Here is a 22,572-nt window from a genome sequence, read left to right on the forward strand (position 1 = left end):
CTCCTTTACTAGATTTCATTAAAATTATTACCCATTTTATAATACGCTCCTCCGCTATCCTTCCTTTTTCTCTACAATTCAACTCTTTCCAAAACAAAAGAGCCCTGCATTTTGCAGAGCTCCAACCATAATTCCATCCTATTTGCCTTCCAACTTTTCAATATTCTTCAGCACAATTTGTATCATGCCATCGGCTGTTGTTTGGAACTCAATAAAATCATCTTGATTGACCCGTTCCATGGGAACATGAATTTCAATCCCATTATCGGCTACAATCACACGCTTTTTCGAGAATTTCCGTTCCACCTTTTTATTCACAACCACCGACTTTTGCATGCCGGTCTCTTCCATCTTTTCCTTAAAGGCCTTTTGGGCCACCGGTTTATCCATAAAGCCTCGTTCCACAACCTTTTCCAAATCAATTGATCCGGTTTCCTCAATGATTTCAGAGATGGCTTTCTCCACTTCGTTATTTTTTCGAATATCATCGTCATAATAATAATGGACCACTTCGGACACCGCATCCTCGATTTGCTGCACCTTCTCGGACAAAGACGATTCCATCTCCAGATCAAAGATCTTGTCGATTACCGTGTCCTTCTCCCCAGAAAGCATGGCACTGCTCGAAATCAAACTCGCAATCCCCGCTTCTAAATAAAAGATGATTCCATCAGAAACTTTTTGACTCGGACTGGGAAGAATGCTTTGATGTAAATGCACACTGGTCGCAATCCCCTCATCCGAATACTCAATCTGATGGATGTATCCCTTTTTATAATCCAATTTAATCATACCGACAATCTCGGCACCGTCACAAGTGCCATCAAAGAAAACAAGATCTCCGCCACGAATTCCATTGTCCGCATAGAGTTTATGGGCTTTCTTTGCATAAAAAGCACTAAAAGCAAGTAGGTCCCCTTCCTCCATATATTTCTTCACAATCAAATTTTCGCCATTTCCACGACCCAGTCGCAGATTCGAATCCGCCAATACTTTCTTGGCATGTTTCTCAAAATAAGCCATAGCCAATTCATCGGTTTGAAGCCTATCTCCAATCACAGGTTCTTGTAATTCCTCATCGCATAAATGCACGATGGAGGAACGCAGAATCAATTCACTTTCCATCTCTTACCTCCACTACATACTCATTAACTCTCTTATAATAACAGATTCTCAAGCTATTTGAAGCTGAATTTTCGAATCACAGCCGCATCTACAAGAGACTTTTCATCATCACTGATAAATTCAATCGTATAATCCTCATGCACATATTTTGTCGTATAACCGCCATCCATTTCATTGACAGCTGCTGAATCAGGCTCCCCAAGCATATCAATCACAACAGGCAATGCCATTCCAATTCGAACATCCCCGTATTGTGCGCCCTTATGTAAGATAATTGTTATGACTTGACTATTTGCTTCAAGGGAAACAAAACCAAAGGCGTAAGGGATCAATTCATCTTCATACACCATAAACAATCCGCCTTCATGATTCACGACCTCATATTCATGGCCAAATTCATTAACGACTTCTTCAAACGTAAAGTGTAAGTAAGGAAACTCGTCAACGAACTCACCGGCTTCTTCTGAAGGCAATATGCTAGCACCTTCAACCGCCCCGCCATCAAGGAGCCTAGAGCCTACAAGACCAAGCAATACCATAACCGCAAGCACCACAAGGACCACAATTGTCATGATCATCTTATTGAATCGCTCATACTCTCTCACAGACTTCGTATCCGTCTTCTCATAAAGTGCCCTAATTTCCTGTCTCGCTTCTTCTAACTCTGCCAATTGAATCAAATCATTCTGCTTGTTTGCTTGATTGATTTCGTCTGCAAAGTCTTCCATATAGCCTCTCAATTCACTGCGGCACTTGGCCATCTCTTTTGTCTCTATCGTATTAAAGTCCAAGTCCTGTAATGCCTCAATGACTTCTTTTGTCCTTAGAATCGTGTTCATGGTTCCACTCCCCTTCTTGCTTGCATACTTGCATCGCTCACTCTGCATAATCGTGGGATATAGGGATTTACAGGCCATGAAATGGTTCGTTAAAGACCGGATAAAGCATGGGCAAACCAGCCTCATACTTCTCTTACTTTAAGAAATCCACCGCCACCATAGCCATGGTTCTTGTACAAAGCTTGATATACTTTTCATCCACAAAAAATTCGGGATTATGCTTCGACACCTGCCCTCCGCTACTAACCCAAATTAAGCAAGACGGTGCAATCTGTGAGTAAAACCCAAAGTCTTCTCCAGCCAGAAGAGGCCGTTGACCGGTCACCAAGTAGCCTTCTGGCACCCCCTGGGTAATCCCTTTATATAACTCGTTTGCATGGCTTTTAATGGTCCTTGCAACAAATTTTGTGAATAACTCGTTATTGAGAACGGAAGGATATCCTTCTGTTAATTTCAGATCACAGCTACCACCCATTGCCATAGAAATGCCCTTACAAAGTCCTTCAATGCGCTCAATCATCGCTGTTCTTGCATCCGGTGTTAGGTTTCTGAACATGCATTGCATGTCCACATGGTCTGCCACAATATTCTCTGCGGTCCCTCCGCGAATGACCCCAATATTTAAGGTTGAGTTTGCCATTGGACTAATATTTTTTGAGACGATTCCATTCAATCCTGTAATGACCGCTGCCGCAATATTGATGGCATCAACCCCTTCTTGGGGAGCTGAAGAATGGGCAGCCTTACCCTGAATGGCAATGTGATACGAATCTGTATAGGCTGAAATATATCCGCTACTTGCAACAATCTCTCCGGGTTGGTTGTTGTCCACATGAAGGGCAAAACAAGCATCCGGCACTTGGTCCATCAAGCCATAGCGGATCATCTGCTTGCCACCACTATCGCCGCCGACTTCCTCGGCGGGTTGAAACACCAGTTTTACCTTGCCACTCCAATCGTCTTTGGTGCAATTCAAAATTTCCCCAACCGCCAACAAATTCGAAGTATGTACATCATGACCACAGGCATGCATAACATTAGGCACTTGTGAGGCATAGTCCAATCCCGTTTGTTCTTGTAGAGGCAAGGCGTCCATATCCGCTCGCAACATCAATAATTTGCCTGGTTTTCCACTGTCAATAACACCGATCACCCCAGGCTCACATAGACTTTTTTCATAAGGAATGCCGATTCGGTCTAGTTCTTTGCAAACGAGTTTGCTTGTCTCAAACTCCTGAAAAGCCAATTCAGGCTGCCTATGAATGGCCCGCCGGATCTCAAGTGTATGTGCTTCCAATTCATTTGATAAACGCATTATTTTTTCCACTAGCTTCATCCTCTACTCCTCTTGTCACTTGTCTATTTTTTATGCTTTCTTGCCCATCTTCGGCCAAATCGCACCAATCGCGAAAATACGGTTTCCAGCAACTCGTCCCCGGTTCCCATCAGTTGGAAAGCTGCCAAGGCTTTTTGAGAATATCGATCAGCCAACTCTGCTTTCGTCAATACAAATGCATCTCTTCTACTTCTTGTTTTTTGTAAATTCCCATAGAAAGAAAGAGAAAATTGTGCTGCCACTTCATCCTGCACCGGGTATAATGTCACAAGAATCGAATGTGCTCCACCTAAAAATAAAGCGTAGCTAATCCCCAAGACCCCTTCCATGGGCACGTATTCACCCGCCGAAGTTTCACAGGCATTGACATAGACAAACCGGGTCCACGACCAGTCTCGCAGGGCCAAGTCTAGGGCCGTAACAACCTTATTCTTCGGCATGCAGAGCTGAGCTTCCACAAATGGATTCCGTAAGATACCCTCAGCCATGGGTTTAAGGATCTGCCCATGTCCAGAAAAATGAAGAATATCCGGCAAATCAAGCAATGGGGTTTCATCGATTTCCCCATCCATCACTTCCATTCCATCCAGCCAACACGAAAATTCTTCCTGTTTGACCCAGGGCAAAGAGGACTTGCCTTCAAATTCCGGTACAAAAACTGCATTGCCCTTATACACGCGGTAGACTTCTCGTCCTTCTGCAAAGAAGCTTAAGTTAGGCCACACTTCAAAATCAAAAACAGCCGCATCACGTGCAAGTTCGAACCAAGGCAAACTAAAAAACAAGCCATCAGGTGCAAGTCGTACCGGTCGATTTCGATTGATCCCAGCAAATAATTCCTTCGACAAAGTTGCAAATACCCCTTGGCCACGCATCAACTTCTTTCGAAATTGCCTTAAGCGTTTCTCCCACAAAACCATTGTGCCTAGATTCTCCAAACGCCACCCTTCATCGGTTTTCAGCCATCGAAAAACATAGTTATCCGTTGCGACCAATTCCACATAACACTTGCCAAGAGGCAAGTCAGGAACCACAAATTCCTGAACTTCATCGATGGCGCTCTCCCGATATTTATTCATGGAAACCGCTAGCCGATCTCGTTCTCTCACCCATTGCTCATGTCGTTTCTGATCAGAATCCGACAAAACTGGCACTTCCACAATCTGCTGAGACAGCAAAGCAAACTTTTCCAATAAATCTGTCTGTTTTTCTTCTCGCAACAATAGGGCCGTAATCTGATGGATCCTCATATTTATATTCTTTAAGGCATAAGTCAAACGCAGCAGATGATTAAGGTCAATCCCCTGCAAATTTTTGAGTGCCCGAAGAAGAATTTTCTCATACATGCCAACCAACTGTTTCATAGCTAAAAGTTGCCGTTCGGAAGGCAATACGCCTAGTCGTTCCTTTACCGCATGCATCACTTGCTTACAAATAAAGGGGAGTTCCACAAGAAAAACCTCTTGATTCTCTTCCGCTTCCAACCAAGCTACCTTGGCCTCTATGGCATCCATTGAACCTTTGCCCTTGAATTTCACAAGAAGTTCATAGGCCGATTTCAATAAGTCAACCGGTTTTTCCACTCGTTTTGCCTCTACCTGCAGCCACTTCACTTGCAAGGGCAGGCTATTCGAGAAAAGGACCACATCCTGACTCCGTGCTAGCCACAGATCATCTTCTACCTCATTGCCCAAAACAATCTGTGCATTTATCCAAGACAGCCAAAGTCCAAAATGGTAAATACTCCTTGCCGACTCTTTTAAATGCTGATCACGAATCAATTCCAAATCATCTTTATTGAGTATGCCCAGCCGAAGATCCGTCTCGATTACAAAAGCCAGCAGTTCTTCTTGCTCCCATGTTTTCAAAAACCGATTCTGTCCAGGCTTTTCGAGCATGCCTTTTCCCATTAAAGTTTTTTTGCCTTGTAAGTATAGCTGCTTCTCACCAGCTAAGGCCGCCCATTTCAACTCGAGTATCGACTTATAAAGTTCCCACTCAGAAAATTCACCAACACTTCGATCAATTTCTTCTTTCGCCTTTGTCAGATGACCCATCTCTAACCAAACAGAAACCAATTCATAAAGAAGCCATCCACCTTCCCGATCAAGCCGATTTCCCCATCGCCGTTTGCCAATCAGCTTTTGATACAGCGTCAAGGCATTTTCATACCAACCGGTTAAAAAATGTGCCTTTGCAAGCAATCGATCATACTTATACAAAAGCATCTGATTTTCAATTGCATAGTTTTCAATATAGTTTGCCATCTGGTCCAAGGCCAGTAAACCTTCATCAATCTGACCCAATGAAAAGTAAGCCCAAGCCAAACGTCCCTCCACCTCTCCATGCAAAAAATGTCCTGGATAAACGTCCTTCAAGTTCTTTTTTAATTGAAGGTAAGCCTCAATGGATTGGCCCCATTCTCCTTCAAAATCATAAATACGACCCAAAAACCAGGGAAAATACCAGTCACTTTGTTCTACACGATGACAAGCTCTTCTTCCTCTCATTTCATCCTCTTGGATCCATCCATACTCCCCATCCAAGTAATTCTCAAAGCAAGTGCTCCCCTTGGCCGTAGACATACCACCTGCTAATTGTGACCCATACCAAGGTGCCGTTCGAATATTTCTTTCACTGCCCAAATAGTATTTTAGCAATTCTATTTCTGTGCCTTGCTGTAAATCTGACCCGATTCGATTAAGCCCGTTTTGATCAAATCCAAAATCAGGGGGAACATCCCCTTCACCGCCCCTTACATAGAACAGTCTTTCCTTGATAACTGAAATTGATTTACTTTGAGCGTTATTGGACGCCTGACCTTCCATTTCATCCATTAATTCAATAACCGATTGGTAGTCTCCAACCTGCCAATCAGCCATCCATTCAATCCAATTCGCCATTTCTGGAAGGCGAATCAAAAGGGCTTCTTCACCATATAAGCGAATGGCTTCCTCCAATAGCATAGGCGCTTGAAACACCTTAGACCAGTCGATGCGAACCCCCGCCTCTTCTTTTTGATTGGCAAGACCAATAAAGCGTCGAATATTCGTCCTAATCTGACTCCCAAAACACATAAAGCCGATAATCTCGATGCGAACAAAAGATTGCAGGGAAGCGCAAAAAAGCATATCTGGTGTTATTAACCCATCCGATGCAGAAAAACGACTCTCAAGTTGTTGAAATAGATCATTGGCTTCCTCTTTTTTCCCCAAGCGAACTGCCAATTCCAAGTGAACTAGCAAATATAAATCTACATATTTTTGCTCGGTATGCAAGGTAAATAAAGTTAACCAAGCTTGCAGCAACTTCTCCTCATTCCGATGAAGAAGTACATAAATCATCATTAATTCAAAAGCAAGATAACCCTCTCGCGTATGAAAATCAACCTGGCTCGCCCAAGACCCCAAGCCAAAAAGCTCATTTTTCTTGCATGGCTCATTCTTACGCTCACCAGAATTTTTCATCTGTGGATCTGCCAATCGCTGAAAGCTTTCAATGCCGCCCAATCCACTTTCCATCATTTTTTCCAATCCTAAATGACGGATCCACTCCTCCATTTGACTCTCAGTTTGCCAAGAGAACCAAAAGATACTCCGCCCAGGATTTTGTTCAAGGATGGAAACTTTCAGATATGTAAACAATTCAACCCCATCTGCAGTGTGCTCAATGACTTCAAAACTTTTTCTTTTTGCCAATTCAACATATCCAGCGTTTAAACAGTCTGCACTGGTCCATCCATATTCTTTTGGCAGTAACACCCCTAATTCTCTCATGGCTTTCCCTCACCCATTCAACAAAAATTATGACTCCCTCTTTATAAACATTCACCCTAATAGTTTATCATTACATGACCTTTAATTTGCTTCAATTTTCAAAAAAATTACTTGTATCATTAGATTTTTTACTATGCAAACTGAAAGCTGTATCAAATGATTCTGTTTATAAGCTAAAACAGCTTTTTGCAATAAAAAAAGTGATGCCCCTTAAACTGACATCACCGGTATACTCCATTGTCTTGTCTACGTTTCTTTGATAAAATTTCTTTCAACGACAATCACCTGATAAAGGAAATTAGTCTCTTTGATACAGATCTCGTGTATAGACCTTTTCAACAACATCCTGCAAGGCATCCTCCATGCGATTGACAACAATCACATCGGCAAGAGACTTAAATTCAGCCAAGTCAGATACAACACGCGAATTAAAGAAACTCGCGTCAGCAAGGGCAGGCTCATAGACCACCACTTCAATCCCCTTAGCCTTGATTCGTTTCATGATCCCTTGAATAGAAGAATGCCGAAAGTTGTCGGAATTGGTTTTCATGGTTAAACGATAAATACCCACCACAGACGGCTTTCGTGCCAGAATCATTTCAGAAATATGATCTTTTCGAGTTCGATTGGCATCCACGATGGCTGCCATTATGTTATTCGGCACATTTTCATAGTTAGCAAGCAATTGCTTGGTATCCTTGGGCAGGCAATAGCCCCCATAGCCGAACGACGGATTGTTGTAATGATTTCCAATTCTAGGATCCAAACACACCCCTTCAACGATCTGCTTGGTGTTCAATCCCCTCAGTTCAGCATAGGTATCCAGCTCATTAAAGTAGGCAACCCGCATAGCCAAATAGGTATTGGCAAAGAGCTTAATGGCTTCCGCTTCCGAAGAATTGGTAAACAAAACCTCAATATCCTTTTTTACTGCCCCTTTGACCAAGAGAGCCGCAAACTGTTTTGCACGTTCCGATTCTTCCCCCACAATAATCCGCGACGGATACAAATTGTCGTACAATGCCTTGCCTTCCCGTAAAAATTCAGGTGAAAATAGGATGTTCTCCGTTTTAAAGCGTTTTCGCATCGATTCCACATAACCCACCGGTACCGTGGATTTAATCACCATCACTGCATTAGGCTCAATTTGCTTTACCTGTTCAATCACAGTCTCCACCGTACTTGTGTCGAAATAGTTCTTCACCGGGTCATAATTCGTTGGCGTTGAGATAATGATATAATCCGCACCAACAAAAGCCTGCTTTGGATCTAGGGTTGCAAATAAATTCAAGTTTTTGTTGGCCAAGTAGTCTTCAATCTCAGTGTCAATGATCGGCGACTTTTTGGTATTGATCAAGTCGACCTTCTCCTGATGAATATCCAGAGCCACAACTTCATTATGCTGTGCCAATAAAACTGCATTGGCCATTCCTACATATCCTGTCCCCGCTATTGCGATTTTCATATTGTCCTCCGCATGTTCTTAATACTCATATTATACCAGAATAAGCCCTCTCTAGAAGCCGCGTCTACCACCTTTCCCCTTCCAAATTCATTCTACTAAGAAAAAAATTACTCTTATGTGGTGTACTTTTTAGCGCAGTTGTATATAATATAAGGGCATACTAGATCTATATTCATTTGCGTTTTATTAAGGAGAGTTAACAATGAGTAAGTATATTTTCTTGGATCTCGATGGCACCTTGTTAAACAATGATAAATCAATTCCCGACTCGGCTAGAAAAGCCATTCACCTGGCAAAAGAAAATGGACATAAGCTTGTCGTTGCCACTGGCCGATCCAACAAAGGTGTAATTCCATCTATCCGCGAGTTGAATTTTGATGGATATATCTTTTCTGCTGGTGCTGTTGTGGAAATTAACAAAAAAACCATACGAAAACAAGAAATGGACCCTAATATGGTTGTTGATTTAATCCATGCTATGGAAGAGAACCACATTGGATTTATCCTGGAAGGATACCATCATTCCTACTATAATCAAACGTTTACTCAGCACATTGATATAAATGAGTTGATCAAAAACCGTAACTTGGATGAACGCGTCTTTCGGCCAGTCATCGAATATCAGCAAGTTAGCTCAAAGGTTTATAAGATTGCCTTTTTCGCCCATGACCTTGAACAGGCTCAGCAATTCGAATTGAAGCTTGAAAACTGTTCTGGAGTTACAGCTTTCACCCATAAGAAAGTTGAAGGCGATTTGATCAATGGAGAAATCACCGTATCTGGCGTAACCAAGGCCAGCGGAATTGAAATGATGATGTCTCATCTTGCTGAACCCATGGAAAAAACCATCAGTTTTGGTGATAGCCTCAACGACCTAGAAATGCTTGAACTCACGCATACGGGCATCTGCATGGGCAATGGGGTCGACCAATTAAAGAAAATTGCCGATGATGTTACTGACACCCCAGCAAATGATGGTCTTTATAAAGCCTTTATCAAACACAATCTTATTTAGTCAACAACAAGAGACCGCATCTTCGGGCTTCACAATCCCTATTCCAACTAATATCTGCTGGCAAATATGCCATATAATTCCATCTCAAATTCCATCTCTTCCAATGCCTGATTAGCTTCTCTCAACTGAAGCCGTTCCTCCGAAGATGGTTTCATATCCATGGCGTTTTTGTTGGCAGCAATCAAGGTATTCTTGTAGACATAAAAGGCATCTTCTACCCGCTGAATGTTAGCACGGGTCGGATTTTTTATGGCTTCTGTCTGCGCTTGCAGCATGCCATGATTCAGGGTTCCGGCTAGTAAATTCAAATGCAATCCACGTAAAATCGCATTGGTTCGCTTGGTACCACCCAGTACAATGGAGCTAAAAAAGCTAACACCCTTAACCGCCCCCATCACCGGTCCAAACCCATAGGTGGCGATTTCCCCTACCGAAAATTTCCCTGTTTCAACCAGTGCTTTTTCAAAGGCAAGCTGAGACTTCTTCAATGCTGCATCCCGATAGGCAGCCATTGTTGCCATCAATTTCTCATCTGTGCAATCAGGTAAAACTATTTTCATATGGTCGATCATCTCCACAGTCTTGCTGCTATCAGCAGACAAGCGAGTCAACAGATCGATTCCAATCGTACCAAGCTCCAACAATTCCTTGGCTGACCCCAGGGCTGTTTCACTTAAGGGAAAAGAACGCCCCACCCCATATCGCTGTCTCCATGCTAGATCCAAAAAGTTTTCAAAGGCTATCGTTCCATTTGCCTGCAAGGTAACTGCGTCAGTGAATTCCCGATAAAGATCATTTGTTACTGCGACTTGATAGGCGCCGTCCTGAATGAGCTGGCCAATCACCATCTCCAAGGTTTCCTCATAAAAACGAGACTGAATTTTATTTTCTCGATAAGGCGGAATCAATTGATCCAAAAGGACATTGATATTTTCACTAGACCCATAAGCAAGGGCAATCTTGACTCTCTCGCTAATACTGTCCGTACGGCCACTCACCATTTTTTCTGCAATGTTCAATCCAGTAAACACCCCGTCAACTTCATTTATGCCTTTGGCCATATCAATCCGCTGATCCCTTTCCATCTTCACCCAGCCTTCATCGCTTGCTGCTTCTAATTCTAGCCGGGTAAGGTATCCCGCATACCCATCAGCAATCAATCCCCTTCGCTCTTGAAAATCCTTCACTGCCACTCGGGTCTTTGGACCATAAAGAGAATCGACTGCCAACTCATAGCCTAAACGATTAAGAGTGGTTTGAATTCCGTTGACACCACTGCCGCCATTCTTGTTATATCCATAAGAAATATTTTTTGGGATAGAAGCCAGATCCATCAGATTCCAGCCTTCTTTTACCGCTTCATCCAGCTCGGCATTCGTCAAATTCCCAACCCATCCATCCATCTCCAATCCCCTGCGAAACTGAAAATCAAGAATAACCTCTTTCGTTGCAGGACCAAATTTTCCATCTACCTCCAGGCCATAGCCCAATTTGTTCAGCTTGGCTTGCATGCTTGCCACCTCATCTCCAGAAGTTCCCTGGCCCAGTGCGGCAAATCCTACAGATGACGTCAACAGACACACCAGCAATGCAAGTACAAGCAAATTCTTTATTTTCATATTCTTCTCCTCCTCATCAAGTATCCTTACAATTCTCTTATAGGAAGAAACAAGTCGATTTCCCCATGAAAGTGAAAGCTTTAGTGATTCTCCTGTAGATGGTCCGAATCCAGCGAAAAGTTGACACCTAACAAGCCATACAAAGAAACACCCCCAGCACAAAAAACTCTGTACTGAGGGTGTTTGATTCATTATCCTGGTTTCTTTATTTATTTCATATCCAACAAATTCAAAAAGTTCATCAACATGATTGCCGCTTCAGATTTCTTCGCCTGATCTTGCGGACGATAATGGTCGCCTTCCTCCGCTTCAATCACTTGAGCATCGGTCAAACGTCCAATGGAATCAATCGACCAGAAACCAATTAAATGAGCATCGTTAAACTGATGAGCCTTTGTTTCATCTAAACCAGCAGTCATCTCCACGTATTCCACTGCCCGCTCAACAACCGCAGCCAATTCTTCCCGTGTAATGATTTGATCACCCCGGAAGCTTCCATCACCGTAACCGGTAAAGATCCCTACTTGAGTCGCTAATTTAATTTCTCGCTCATAGCGATGCTTTTCAACATCCGGATAGTTCAAGGCATCAGCTTGTGATTGAGTAATACCCATCAAACGAATCATCGTATAAGCCATCTCCGCTCGAGTAATACCGATATTGGCTTGATACTCACTGCCTGCCTCGTATGGCAATACACCCATGCTTACCAAGCTTTCAATGGACTCTTTTGCATCCGATCCTTCAAGACCCAAAACTTCGACAGGCTTTCGCTCAACCAAGGTGTAGGTTCCCATTTCACGATGCAAAATTTCAACACGCTTCTTACCATTTTCATCAACAACCGTTCTTGACAAAACTGGCACCCATTCCTGGGCCTCTTCATCAAATGTCATGGCCATCAAAGGTAGATCGGTTTCTGGTGCTGCAATGGATCGACCAACAACATGATCAAGTTCAGCAATCGGTGTTGTTTCCACTCGGCTTGTCTTTTCATCAATCATATGATCAACCTTTAAAGACAAATCAAACTTCATTGGGGCAACAAGCCCCACAATACCGCTGGCTTCTTCCATCGCTTTTCTCTTCTCTTCATCTACTTTTTCAATTGTAACGTGAAGTCTTGCACTTGCTGCATCCCCAGTAAAATCTTCAGAAATCAAGGATGGAGATCCCAGTTCACCCGTCGGTAGGTTCATACTTCCGATTTTTGTTTCAATTTTAACCATCGGTTTTCCATCATCGAGGCCTGCTCTTCCATTAATCTGATCGATTGCTGATAATGGCAATTGGAATTGATGGGTCCGTGTTTCCCCTTCACTTTCAATAGCCAATGAAGTCACACCTGATTCATCCGTTTGAATTCTTCCTTTTAATAAATCTGGATTCAATCGATGAATACTTGTGTCACCAAAGGTTTGCGTTGCAAGTGGTCGCGACGGAAGCATCGAGGTTACCACCTTCACAAGGTCCCCATAAACAACGCCTTCTTCTTTCACTGCGTAAGCACGTACATAATAGCTTGTTCCTGGGCTCAGTTCTACAGTTGTCTTAAATCCAGCCGCAGAAGTTGCCTTACCCAATTTCAAGACACCTTGTGCCTCTTGCAGATTCACTTTTTTCTCATTTTCATTAAAAACAAATCCATGTTCCAAAACAGCTTTTACACCCAAGTGATCAATGGCTCCTGTAAAAGTAGCTTGCGTAGTGCCTACTTTCTCTGCTTCGCCACTTGATACTGCCAATGGATGGACCACATGAATGATGCGCTCAATTGGATCCGCTTCATTTCCATTGAGGTCAGTCACTGTATATTTCAACGTATAACGACCGATTTCATCATTTTTCAATGGATTTGTCAGCTGAATCGCTGCTGTAATTACACCAGCTGAATCATAATTGTCACTTGCTGTTGCACCTGCGTCAAGGTATGCATCCCCTTGATCCATAAAAATTTCAGCTTCGCCAGTAAGAGATAGTATTGGTTTCGTCGTATCCACAACATTCACCACTCTTTTAATGGAAACCGCTGCATTGCTAGCCATGTCGCTTACCTTATACGTTACCGAATATGGAGCAACTGTATCCAATTTGATGTTGTCACTTGCAACAATTTTTGCTGTAAGAAGTGCATCATCATCATAATTATCGCTTGCACTAGCACCCGCATCCTGATAAGTCCCATGAACCTCTACATCAACAGAAGGGAAACCATTCAGAGACAAAATTGGTTTGGTTGTATCCACAACATTTACGGTTCTAGTCTTTGCTTGTGCAATGTTATTGTTCAAATCCGTCACTTGATAAGTCACCGTGTAGGGTCCTACAATATGCAAGTTCAAGTTATCGCTAGCCTGGATCGCCGCAGTAATGGCACTTGCCCCATCATAATTGTCTCTTGCTGTTGCACCCGCATCCACATATGGAAGATGAACTTCCGTATCTACCGGATTGTCTCCTTCAACTATGATGACTGGTACGGTTGTGTCAACTACATTCACAGTTCTTGTGATAGGTTTAGCTGCATTCCCATTTATATCCGTTACCCCATACGTCACCGTATAAGGACCTACCTTATCAAGGTTGATGTCATTTGTTGAAGTGATGGTGGCTGAAATAGCCGTATCATCATCGTAATTATCCGTGGCAGATGCTCCTGCATCGGTGTAGCTCGTATGCACTTCCACATCTACTGACAACTGACCTTTCAAGGAAAGCACTGGAATTGTCGTATCCACGACCTCTACTGTACGTGTAATTGGTAAAGCCGCATTGCCACTAGCATCGCTGACATTATAAGTTACCGTGTAAGGACCTACTTTACCAAGATTGATGTTGTTACTGGCTACAATCTTTCCGCTAATAAGGGCATCCGCCTCGTAGTTATCTGTCGCTGTAGCTCCTGCATCGGCATAACTTGTATTAACCTCAACATCCACACTAGATTGACCCTTTAAGGCTAAGACCGGTTTCTTTTGATCTTCAACTGTGATGTATTGAAGATCTGTTGTCGTAAGTCCAACCATATTGGTTGCTGAATAAATGACTGGATAGCGACCAATCACACCCGTTTTTACCGCATCCGCATTGGCTGTCACACCGCCGTTCAATCCACTTTCCGGATCATTTGCAGTAGCAATATCCTGACTGTATGGATCATAGATATTCATGGATCGACCAGTAGGGACACTTGTAAATACCGGTGCGGTCTTGTCGATATACACCCATGTATCCGCCGTATCCGACACATTACCCACGGCATCAATAGCCCGTGCCCAAATATGGAAAGCCCCAGTGCTGGTCATGCTTTTGCTTGTTCCCGTCACCCAATCTCCATCATTTGGTGTTTCCGCGGAGATCGCATACTTGTATGTGATTGCACTCGCATCCACACTGCCGCTTATGGTTACCGTTACATTGTTCACCGTCCAACCGTTTGGGTCCCCTGTAATTACAGGAGTGCTTGGCGCTGTTGCATCGACAGTGTAACCCCGATAGGTCACATTTGTTGTATTGCCTTTTTGATCCTCTGCAGCTACAACGAGGTTCCAAATCCCATCCTTATCAAGCGTCACAGTCTTTTCCTTGGCACTGGACCAGCCCAAAGAAGTCGTTTCCTCTGTCGTAGTATTGACCAAGGTGACCAACTGACGCTTAAAGCCACTGCCGCCTTCATCCGCAAAGTTGAGAGTCACTTCAAACGGATTGAGTAAGGTAGATCCCTCTGCCGAATCAACCCTAACCGTTGGGTTAATCAGGTCATCGACTACAGTCAATGACTTGGTGTAAATTTTCGAATCGGTTCCCTCTGAGTTTGTCACTAGCAACTGAATGGTGTAATCGCCTTGTGTCGCTGTAGTGAAATCAAGGGTCACATTTTCCGTATTGTATGAAACCCTACCGTCCGGTCCCGAAACGGTCCAATCCCAAGCGGTAATCGAAGCCCCCTTGGGGTCATACGACTTATCTGTCAAGATAACAGAGGTTTCCAAATGCTTTTGTAGATAGTCTGTCGACATGGAAAAGTCGGCAATGGGCACAGAAACCGTCGTCGGCGTTGTCACTGTTGTCGAAATGTATTTCGAAGTTGTACGACTCCAAGAACCCTGAGCATCCAAAACGCGTAATTGAACAATATACTCCTTGCCTGCAAGGAAATTCTCTGGTTTCGGTTCTGTAAAAATCCATGCCCGGTCCGATACTTCCGTCGAGGAGGCCGCGGTTACTTCTTTCCATTTCCAGGCGTGGACAACCACATCACCATAGCCATTCTCATCCAAATCCGGACTATCCAAGTCATAAGATTTATCTGTAATGACATTGGTTGCTGGATTATAGGAAAAGTCCGCCACTGGCTGACGATGGAAATTCATCATAGACACCAAGGTGTCTTCAAAATAAAAATCATATGCCCCCGGCTTGGTATAGGCTTCTGGCAAATCATCTTGATCCGAATTGTCCCACCACATGGTACCCATAGGATTGGCATAAAAACTCGGATTCTGATTGACTCTCCAGCGACCGTTGGGATACTCCGTTGTCACTGTGTTGCTCTTAAGGTCAGACGGATCCACTTCAATTGAAACCGGTTGGCCCGCAATAAAATTACCTACAGCCTGCGGATTGTTTGGATCGAAGGGTCCGGATGTCTTGGTTTTCGCCTCAACCTTGCCTGCGATATAAGTGGCAATATGATCGATGGCATCCGTATAACTTGTCTGATCTCGGTTAACAAAGGTTCCCATGCTATTGTTGTCCGCAATAAAGGCATTGGCTTGGCTTTGGTTTTCGTTATTTCCCCAGCCAATATAATGGATGTCTTCATTTAATGTTCGGTAAAGAATCTCACTTAAGGTCATCTTATCTTCAAAATCACCAATCAACTTATCATCGACATTCACAACAAAACGTTCTGCCGAATCCCGCCATGATGGCTCCCGAATAACCTCTGAAAAACGCTTGAAACTTTCACTCACAATAGAAAAATTCTTAAAGTTTCCATTGGCCTGGGATGAGGTAAATACGCCATATCCCCCTGCTGGCAACGGATCGGGGTCTGTATAATTAATCTGTTCTACATATTCACCTGTTGCTGTATCTTTTTTATATACCACAATATTGGCACCATTGACTTCGATTTTTATCGAATACCATTTGCCATCTTTTCGGATCCAGTTATCAGGAGCCAACATTATACCCTGATTACTTTGTCCTTTAATGTTTTTATATAGACCTGGACTAATATATCCGCCCCCATCTGTCACATAAACATAATAGCTGTAATCAGACAAATTCGTATTTGCTACATATCCATCTTCTTTGGCCTGCTTATAGTCAACATTTCCACCATAATTCATTCTAAAAGTCAAACCCATGGAATCATTGTCTACCCAGTCACCATTTAAAGCATCCAACTGGCCTAGGTCACATTCCATGGTGATGCCTTCTGTCACTTCATCTTTCCAAAAACCTGTCCAAGATGTATTCACCTTGGAACCAACACTTTTTGTACTCACATTGTATAACCAACCGCCATTGCTATTTGGGTAGTTATACCACGAATCGAAAATTGCTTTGGCACCCACTCCATTGGTGGATACAGTTGTCGTCTCGATCGCTTGAATATTCACGCTCTCCGGATCAATATTCAATTCCTCTAGCCTTGCAAGCAAATCCGCTTCAAATTCGGAAATATCTTGACCCGAATTTCCAACAGTTAATACAACATCCACACCCGGACGTTGAACCAATTGCATGGACAAATCAGATTGTGCTGTGGCTTCAAATTCAAATCCAATCGCAAAACTAGGCATGGTAACAATCATGCATAAGCAAACAAAAAGAACCATCCTTTTCATCATTCTACTATTCTTCATCCATTGCCTCCTCTACACCTAACCAAAGCTCTTGTGCAGTAGAAAAGTATCCTTCACAATGGATCAATACTTCATAATGCCCTGCAGGAACACGGAAATCAAACCGTCCATTTTCGTCCCCAGTAAACCAATATTTTTTAAAGGTATCTAGTTCCGTAAAGCGAATTTCAGGATGAGCAATCCCTTCCCCTGTTTTCCCGTCGGTTAACACACCAAAATCTTGGTACCAGTCTTCCGGCACAAGGGAAACACTACATTCACTAACAACCATTTGATCTTCTACGAGCTTAAATTCAGATAACAAAAGCCACTCTTCTTCCACCAATAAGGTTACTTGATAAAAGCCAGGTGCCAAATCCAAGAAACAATAATGACCTTCCGCATCCGTGATCTGTTGAGCAACCAAGACTAACTCTGTCTCTGTTTGTTCAGCTGCTGGCTCTTCAACTGCGGGTTCTTCAACCGCTGGTTCTTCAACCGCTGGTTCTTCAACTGCGGGTTCTTCAACTGCGGGTTCCTCAACTGCGGGTTCCTCAGCCGCTGGTTGCTCAACTGTGGGTTCTTCAGCCGCTGGTTCTTCAACCACTGGTTCCTCAACTACTGGTTCTTCAACCACTGGTTCCTCAACTACTGGTTCCTCAGCCGCTGGCTCTTCAACCGCTGGCTCTTCAGCCGCTGGCTCTTCAACCACTGGTTCTTCAACCACTGGTTCTTCAACCACTGGCTCTTCAACCACTGGTTCTTCAACCGCTGGTTCTTCAACCGCTGGTTCTTCAACCGCTGGTTCCTCAACTGCGGGTTCCTCAACTGCGGGTTCCTCAACTGCGGGTTCCTCAACCGCTGGCTCTTCAACCGCTGGCTCTTCAGCCGCTGGTTCCTCAACTGCGGGTTCCTCAACCGCTGGCTCTTCAGCCGCTGGTTCCTCAACCGCTGGTTCCTCAGCTGCGGGTTCTTCTACCGCTGGTTCCTCAACTGCGGGTTCCTCAACCGCTGGCTCTTCTACCGCTGGTTCCTCAACTACTGGTTCCTCAGCCGCTGGTTCCTCAGCCGCTGGTTCCTCAACTACTGGTTCCTCAACTACTGGTTCCTCAACTACTGGTTCCTCAGCCGCTGGCTCTTCAACCACTGGCTCTTCAACCGCTGGCTCTTCTACCGCTGGTTCTTCAGCCGCTGCCTCCTCGACCGTTTCAATTTTAAACAACTGAATAGGGTAAGACCCCATGGCATTGCCTTCACGATCAACTACTTTTCCTTGTAGTTGAATGCCGGCTATTTTTTGCGTCGCTGACATAGTTTCCACTGCAAATGTCGGTATCACCATTCCAACAATTAGAAACCAAACTAATACTAAAATTCCTGCTCTTTTTTTCACCCTTATTCCCCTCCCTGACTTTTTTTGGAAATAAAAAAACCGACAGAATTGTCGGCAACATCACACAACTGGCTATCTCAAAGAGACCCTAAAGTTTTGCGTCCCTGCTTCACAACAGGTTTGCCCGATTCCGTAAAACATCTTTTTTATGTTTTATTGAGTTTAGCAGATATTTTACTATATTTTGTTATATTTATTATATTCGTTTATGAAGTGAATTTCAATATCTGTAAGAAACCGTAAGCTTTCTTTTAGCCTCCTAGCGCTACATTATTCCCTGCAGCATAAGTCGAAAAGTAGACCATCGATTTCCATAAACAGGGCCAAAACAAGTACAAAAAGATTGGTGCCAATCAAATGATTGACACCATTGTTCATCTCTTTACATCTTTGCCTCTTTACCTCAATGATAAATTCTCTGCGCCCAAGGTTCCAACTAAAGACTTAAGGTATGCCTCAGTCTTGCAATTAACCAAAATTTCTTCAGCCCTTTCAAGCTTTTCATCGTGCTTAAACTCTTCAATAACTGAAGCATTCAGCGGATTAGCAATAAAGATCTTCAGGCTCTCAATTTTCTTCTCAATCAACCTAATTTCTACTGCCTGTTTATTTTTCAGTCTTTGCTTGTACCAATCACTTTCCAGAATTACATCCTTGGCAAACAAACGTCTGATCTGGGGGTCATCGATCCCCTTGCCTTCATACTCTCCAAAAGCCATGATAGAAAGCACCGCTTTTAATGGCGGAACCGCTTCATCGATGCTGCCATCTTTAAAGTAGAAGCTTGCCGCTTTTCGATGCCCTTCCGCAATATTTAACATGCCGTCCACAAAGGCTTCAAGGCTCTGTGTTTCAGGTCGCAACATGCCTTCCGAGAATACTGTTTGAGGCTCATCAAAAATCTTCCCCAGATAGCGAAAAGAGAAAACATCCGTGATCCGATAGCCCAAACGGCTAGCCGGAATCAGCTTCCCTTGATACTCAAAATCTTCCATTTTTTCTAGGGCTCCACATTGGATCAAGTCTTTTGGATTTCGATCTTTTTCAGAAAGCCTTGCCCAAATCTCTGGAATCAAAATTGAAATATCATGATCAACCCTCACCTTGGGACCAATATGTCCCGCAGGGGTTGTAAAAACATGATAATCGCCCAGAACATAAGAAAGTAACGCATTATTCAAATCATAAATCGGTAACAGCATATTAAAGGGACTCTTAGTCAAGGCACCTTCGGACCCGGCACCCGTAGTCGACGGTGATTTTCCCGTCAAGCTAGAAATAAAGTCCATAAATAATTCTGGTAATTCCTGATAATGAAGAGGGTTATATACACTTAGGGGCAAGATCTTTTTGCCCTTCTCCATTCCCGGTGGATTATTTCTTCTGCCCGCTAAAATCGCATTAACCGGATGAATGACTGGTTTGTTTATGGGAATTTTTCTGGCTAGTCGCACACCTACATCAGCTACATAGTTATTTAAAGGTTCAGTGAAATCCAAACGATTTTCTAAATACCTTGGATTCTTGCTCGGCTTGCCATCTACCATTCTAGGCTCCGAAGATACGATACAATATTTAAAGTCGCTTTCCAAAAAGTCGTCGATATGTTTTTTGACCGCATCGGTATAGGAGATATAGCCCATCACATCATCCTTGATTTTCTGAACATCGTCCTTGGTTAATGGCTGATAATTGGTGACAAAAAGATTGTCTGACGACAAATCGGCTTCTGCCTTTTTGTCATAGCCTTTTTCAATGGCTTCATCTGGTCTTTGGAAAAATCGAAGCTCGCAATTTGTTGCAAATTTGAAACTGGAATTGCTATATTCAGGGTTCATATGTTTCAATTGGCTGGCAGGAACGGTAATTGATGCAGTAATATCATCCTCCATCTGCAATTTGGCAGATGGCATAAAATCCATTCTCACTTTAAAGACCCGCCATGCATGTTCCTGATCGAAACCTACCCGCAAAAAGCTCGGTCTGATCTTTCGATTGTCGAACTTAATTTCATTGCCGGGCTTGCCATTGATAATATCGACAGAAAAATGACTTCTCCAATCGCCATTCCAAGAACTTTGATAGAAGCGCTTCACCATAAATACCAAGGCCTTGATATGATTCGGAAGCTCTTCAAGATATTCATTAAATGTGTCGGTATAGGCATCGGAAGGGGTTAATAGTTTAACCACCGATCCCAAAGTTCTCCCCTCCGAAAGGATGGGGCGAGACGGTCTTGTCCGATGGGGATCTTCCTTCCAACGGCTCTTGTAATCTCGATTGATCAGTTCTTCTACAACATCCAAATCCTCTTCTAGATTATGAACATAATAGCTCCCGTACATAATGGAGTTGCTCAGAGATTTGGAAATTTCGGACTTGCCACCGCCGGACACGGTACAGGGTTTGTGACAGAAAGTACCTTCCGCCGTTGTCTCGATCAGCTTCCAGGCTGGTGCCGAAGGGTGCTTTTCCATATGCATTTTATTGCCATTTGGTAAAATATAGATATAGGTAGGCGAAAGCTTCAAGGTCCGCTCAGTCCCCTGGTAGAGCCATCTGATCTTCGTTCGATGCAGATCAATTTCAACATTTTCAGGAAGATAGATCACACTAGGGTTCTTTTTATCTACCCCATAATTGTCCGCATGCACGTCCATCATTGAGTGATACATCTTCTTAATCTCTTCAAAGCTATACCCCTCCAGACTGGAATTTTCCAATGAAGTATAGTATTCGCCAACATTTTTCCGCGGAAATGCGATGGTACCCCCGGCATGTTCCTCTTCGACATTACCGTAAAGGTTAGCAGCAAAACTCAACTGGGTTTTGATCTCTTTCTTGGAATAACCGAAATAATTATCTGCAATCAAGGTGATACACACACCGTGATGATTGCGGCAGGTAATTTTGTATGCAGACCCGTTGTTGTACAATTCATTCTCATCTGTATAACACATGCCGTCCCTTTTCTGCCGCTCTGTTGCTTGGCTGATATGAGGCAAGCCTAAGTCCTTCTTTTTCATTTGCGTCAAATGTGGTGCCAGAACAATATAGCCCGTATGGCCAGACCAGCTTTTCACTTCGATTCCCGCGTCATTCAAGTGAGATGACGGGTCACCGGCATTCCCAAAAACTGATTCAACAAAATCCAAGTTTGTGACCAAAGACCCAGGAACGACAAAAAGAACTTCCATGGTCTTCTCTAGCGAAACACCCGGCACACCCGGAGAAACAATCGGCTTTACATATAGCGACACAAAGGTTTTCGCCTTTTTTTTCTGTTTAGAGGTAAAGGGTAAAATCTTCATTGCTTCTGGTGGGTTAATTGCAGCTTGATAAAGCTTTGCAAAGGCCTCTTTGGGCACAGCCTTCTTATCGTAAGGAATTGCAAATCCCCCTTCAACAATATGAAAAGAACCTTCCGTGGTTCGGCGGTCATGGACTGGATTACTTAGAATTCCCTGTTTGATGCGGTAGCTGGATAAATAGTCATTGATAAAAACATCCCCATCTGGTGGAAGAGACATCTCTCGTGCTAATCCCTTTTGATCCAAGGAAAAAAATTCATCAACCACTCTAAGGGTACCAAACTCATCACCGAAATAATCATCAAAAAATGCATTGACCCGTCGGTTGATCCCAATTTCACTGGCATCTACGCGTCGAATTTTCTCTTTGTAGTCCTTGATAATACCGTCAAACAAATCAATAAAGTAAGTGCCCGATTCCTCTACATCGTCCTCAGGTTCATAGATCGGCAGGCCCAATGATGCCAGTTTAAAATTGATATATTTAATTTGATCCTCACTAGCCAATTTCTTTCGCAACTCCATACATCCTCCTTTTGAAACGATGCCTTCGACCAAGACCCGTCAGTAAATTTCATTAAACTTTCCCATTATATCAAACGTATAAGCTTTATTATACTACAGTATCATCGTCACTCAAAACCATACTCCATTTCTGTATCTTTCAGATACACCAAAAGCACTATATAAATACCCGTTCCCAAGACAAATCACACCTACATTCTGCTTATTCAACAGCTAGATAGATTTCTCAAAAATAAAAAAACAGCTTGCAAGTAAACAAAGATGTCATCTTAAAAAAGATCAAAAAAAGAGCCAGCTCAAACGCTGGCTCCAT

General features: G+C 43.2%; 10 protein-coding genes and 1 riboswitch. Of the genes, 1 reads left to right on the forward strand and 9 read right to left on the reverse strand.

The window, feature by feature from the left end:
• Nucleotides 1–138 precede the first annotated feature (138 nt).
• From AC25CA_RS14595 to AC25CA_RS14615, 5 genes are all read right to left on the reverse strand, one after another.
• Nucleotides 139–1,125 carry a nucleoid-associated protein gene (locus tag AC25CA_RS14595; RefSeq protein ID WP_486814567.1) on the reverse strand — a complete coding sequence of 329 codons (987 nt, stop codon included), beginning with the start codon at nucleotides 1,123–1,125 and terminating at the stop codon, nucleotides 139–141.
• 53 nt (nucleotides 1,126–1,178) lie between these two features.
• The gene (locus tag AC25CA_RS14600; RefSeq protein ID WP_486814568.1) at nucleotides 1,179–1,964 is read right to left on the reverse strand and encodes a hypothetical protein; all 786 of its coding nucleotides are present in this window, start codon (nucleotides 1,962–1,964) and stop codon (nucleotides 1,179–1,181) included.
• A 133-nt stretch (nucleotides 1,965–2,097) separates the two neighbouring features.
• Nucleotides 2,098–3,300 (reverse strand): M20 metallopeptidase family protein, encoded by a 1,203-nt coding sequence (locus AC25CA_RS14605; protein WP_486814569.1) that lies wholly within the window; start codon nucleotides 3,298–3,300, stop codon nucleotides 2,098–2,100.
• A gap of 23 nt (nucleotides 3,301–3,323) precedes the next feature.
• The gene (locus AC25CA_RS14610) at nucleotides 3,324–7,076 is read right to left on the reverse strand and encodes a CHAT domain-containing protein (RefSeq protein WP_486814570.1); all 3,753 of its coding nucleotides are present in this window, start codon (nucleotides 7,074–7,076) and stop codon (nucleotides 3,324–3,326) included.
• Nucleotides 7,077–7,374: 298 nt separating this feature from the next.
• On the reverse strand, nucleotides 7,375–8,541 hold the full coding sequence (locus tag AC25CA_RS14615; protein WP_486814571.1) for a nucleotide sugar dehydrogenase: 1,167 nt from the start codon (nucleotides 8,539–8,541) through the stop codon (nucleotides 7,375–7,377).
• Nucleotides 8,542–8,743: 202 nt separating this feature from the next.
• On the opposite strand from AC25CA_RS14615, the gene AC25CA_RS14620 reads away from it, so the two are divergent.
• Nucleotides 8,744–9,556, forward strand: coding sequence for an HAD family hydrolase (locus tag AC25CA_RS14620; RefSeq protein WP_486814572.1), 813 nt, complete (start codon nucleotides 8,744–8,746; stop codon nucleotides 9,554–9,556).
• 47 nt (nucleotides 9,557–9,603) lie between these two features.
• Here AC25CA_RS14620 and AC25CA_RS14625 read toward each other — a convergent pair whose 3' ends face one another.
• The 4 genes from AC25CA_RS14625 to AC25CA_RS14640 all read right to left on the reverse strand — a co-directional run bounded on the left by AC25CA_RS14625 (nucleotide 9,604) and on the right by AC25CA_RS14640 (nucleotide 22,259).
• Nucleotides 9,604–11,175 carry a peptidoglycan-binding domain-containing protein gene (locus AC25CA_RS14625; RefSeq protein ID WP_486814573.1) on the reverse strand — a complete coding sequence of 524 codons (1,572 nt, stop codon included), beginning with the start codon at nucleotides 11,173–11,175 and terminating at the stop codon, nucleotides 9,604–9,606.
• A gap of 209 nt (nucleotides 11,176–11,384) precedes the next feature.
• Nucleotides 11,385–17,051: an immunoglobulin-like domain-containing protein gene (locus AC25CA_RS14630; RefSeq protein WP_486814574.1), complete on the reverse strand. Its 5,667-nt coding sequence runs from the start codon at nucleotides 17,049–17,051 to the stop codon at nucleotides 11,385–11,387.
• The gene (locus AC25CA_RS14635) at nucleotides 17,041–18,423 is read right to left on the reverse strand and encodes a carboxypeptidase-like regulatory domain-containing protein (RefSeq protein ID WP_486814575.1); all 1,383 of its coding nucleotides are present in this window, start codon (nucleotides 18,421–18,423) and stop codon (nucleotides 17,041–17,043) included. The genes AC25CA_RS14630 and AC25CA_RS14635 overlap by 11 nt, the downstream gene beginning before the upstream one ends.
• A gap of 60 nt (nucleotides 18,424–18,483) precedes the next feature.
• Nucleotides 18,484–18,558, reverse strand: a riboswitch (cyclic di-GMP riboswitch).
• A gap of 263 nt (nucleotides 18,559–18,821) precedes the next feature.
• Entirely contained in the window at nucleotides 18,822–22,259 is a 3,438-nt protein-coding gene (locus tag AC25CA_RS14640) for a PPi-type phosphoenolpyruvate carboxykinase family protein (protein WP_486814576.1), read from the reverse strand.
• Nucleotides 22,260–22,572 lie beyond the last annotated feature (313 nt).

This window comes from Gottschalkiaceae bacterium SANA (genome assembly GCA_036323355.1).
Lineage (GTDB): Bacteria > Bacillota > Clostridia > Tissierellales > GPF-1 > GPF-1.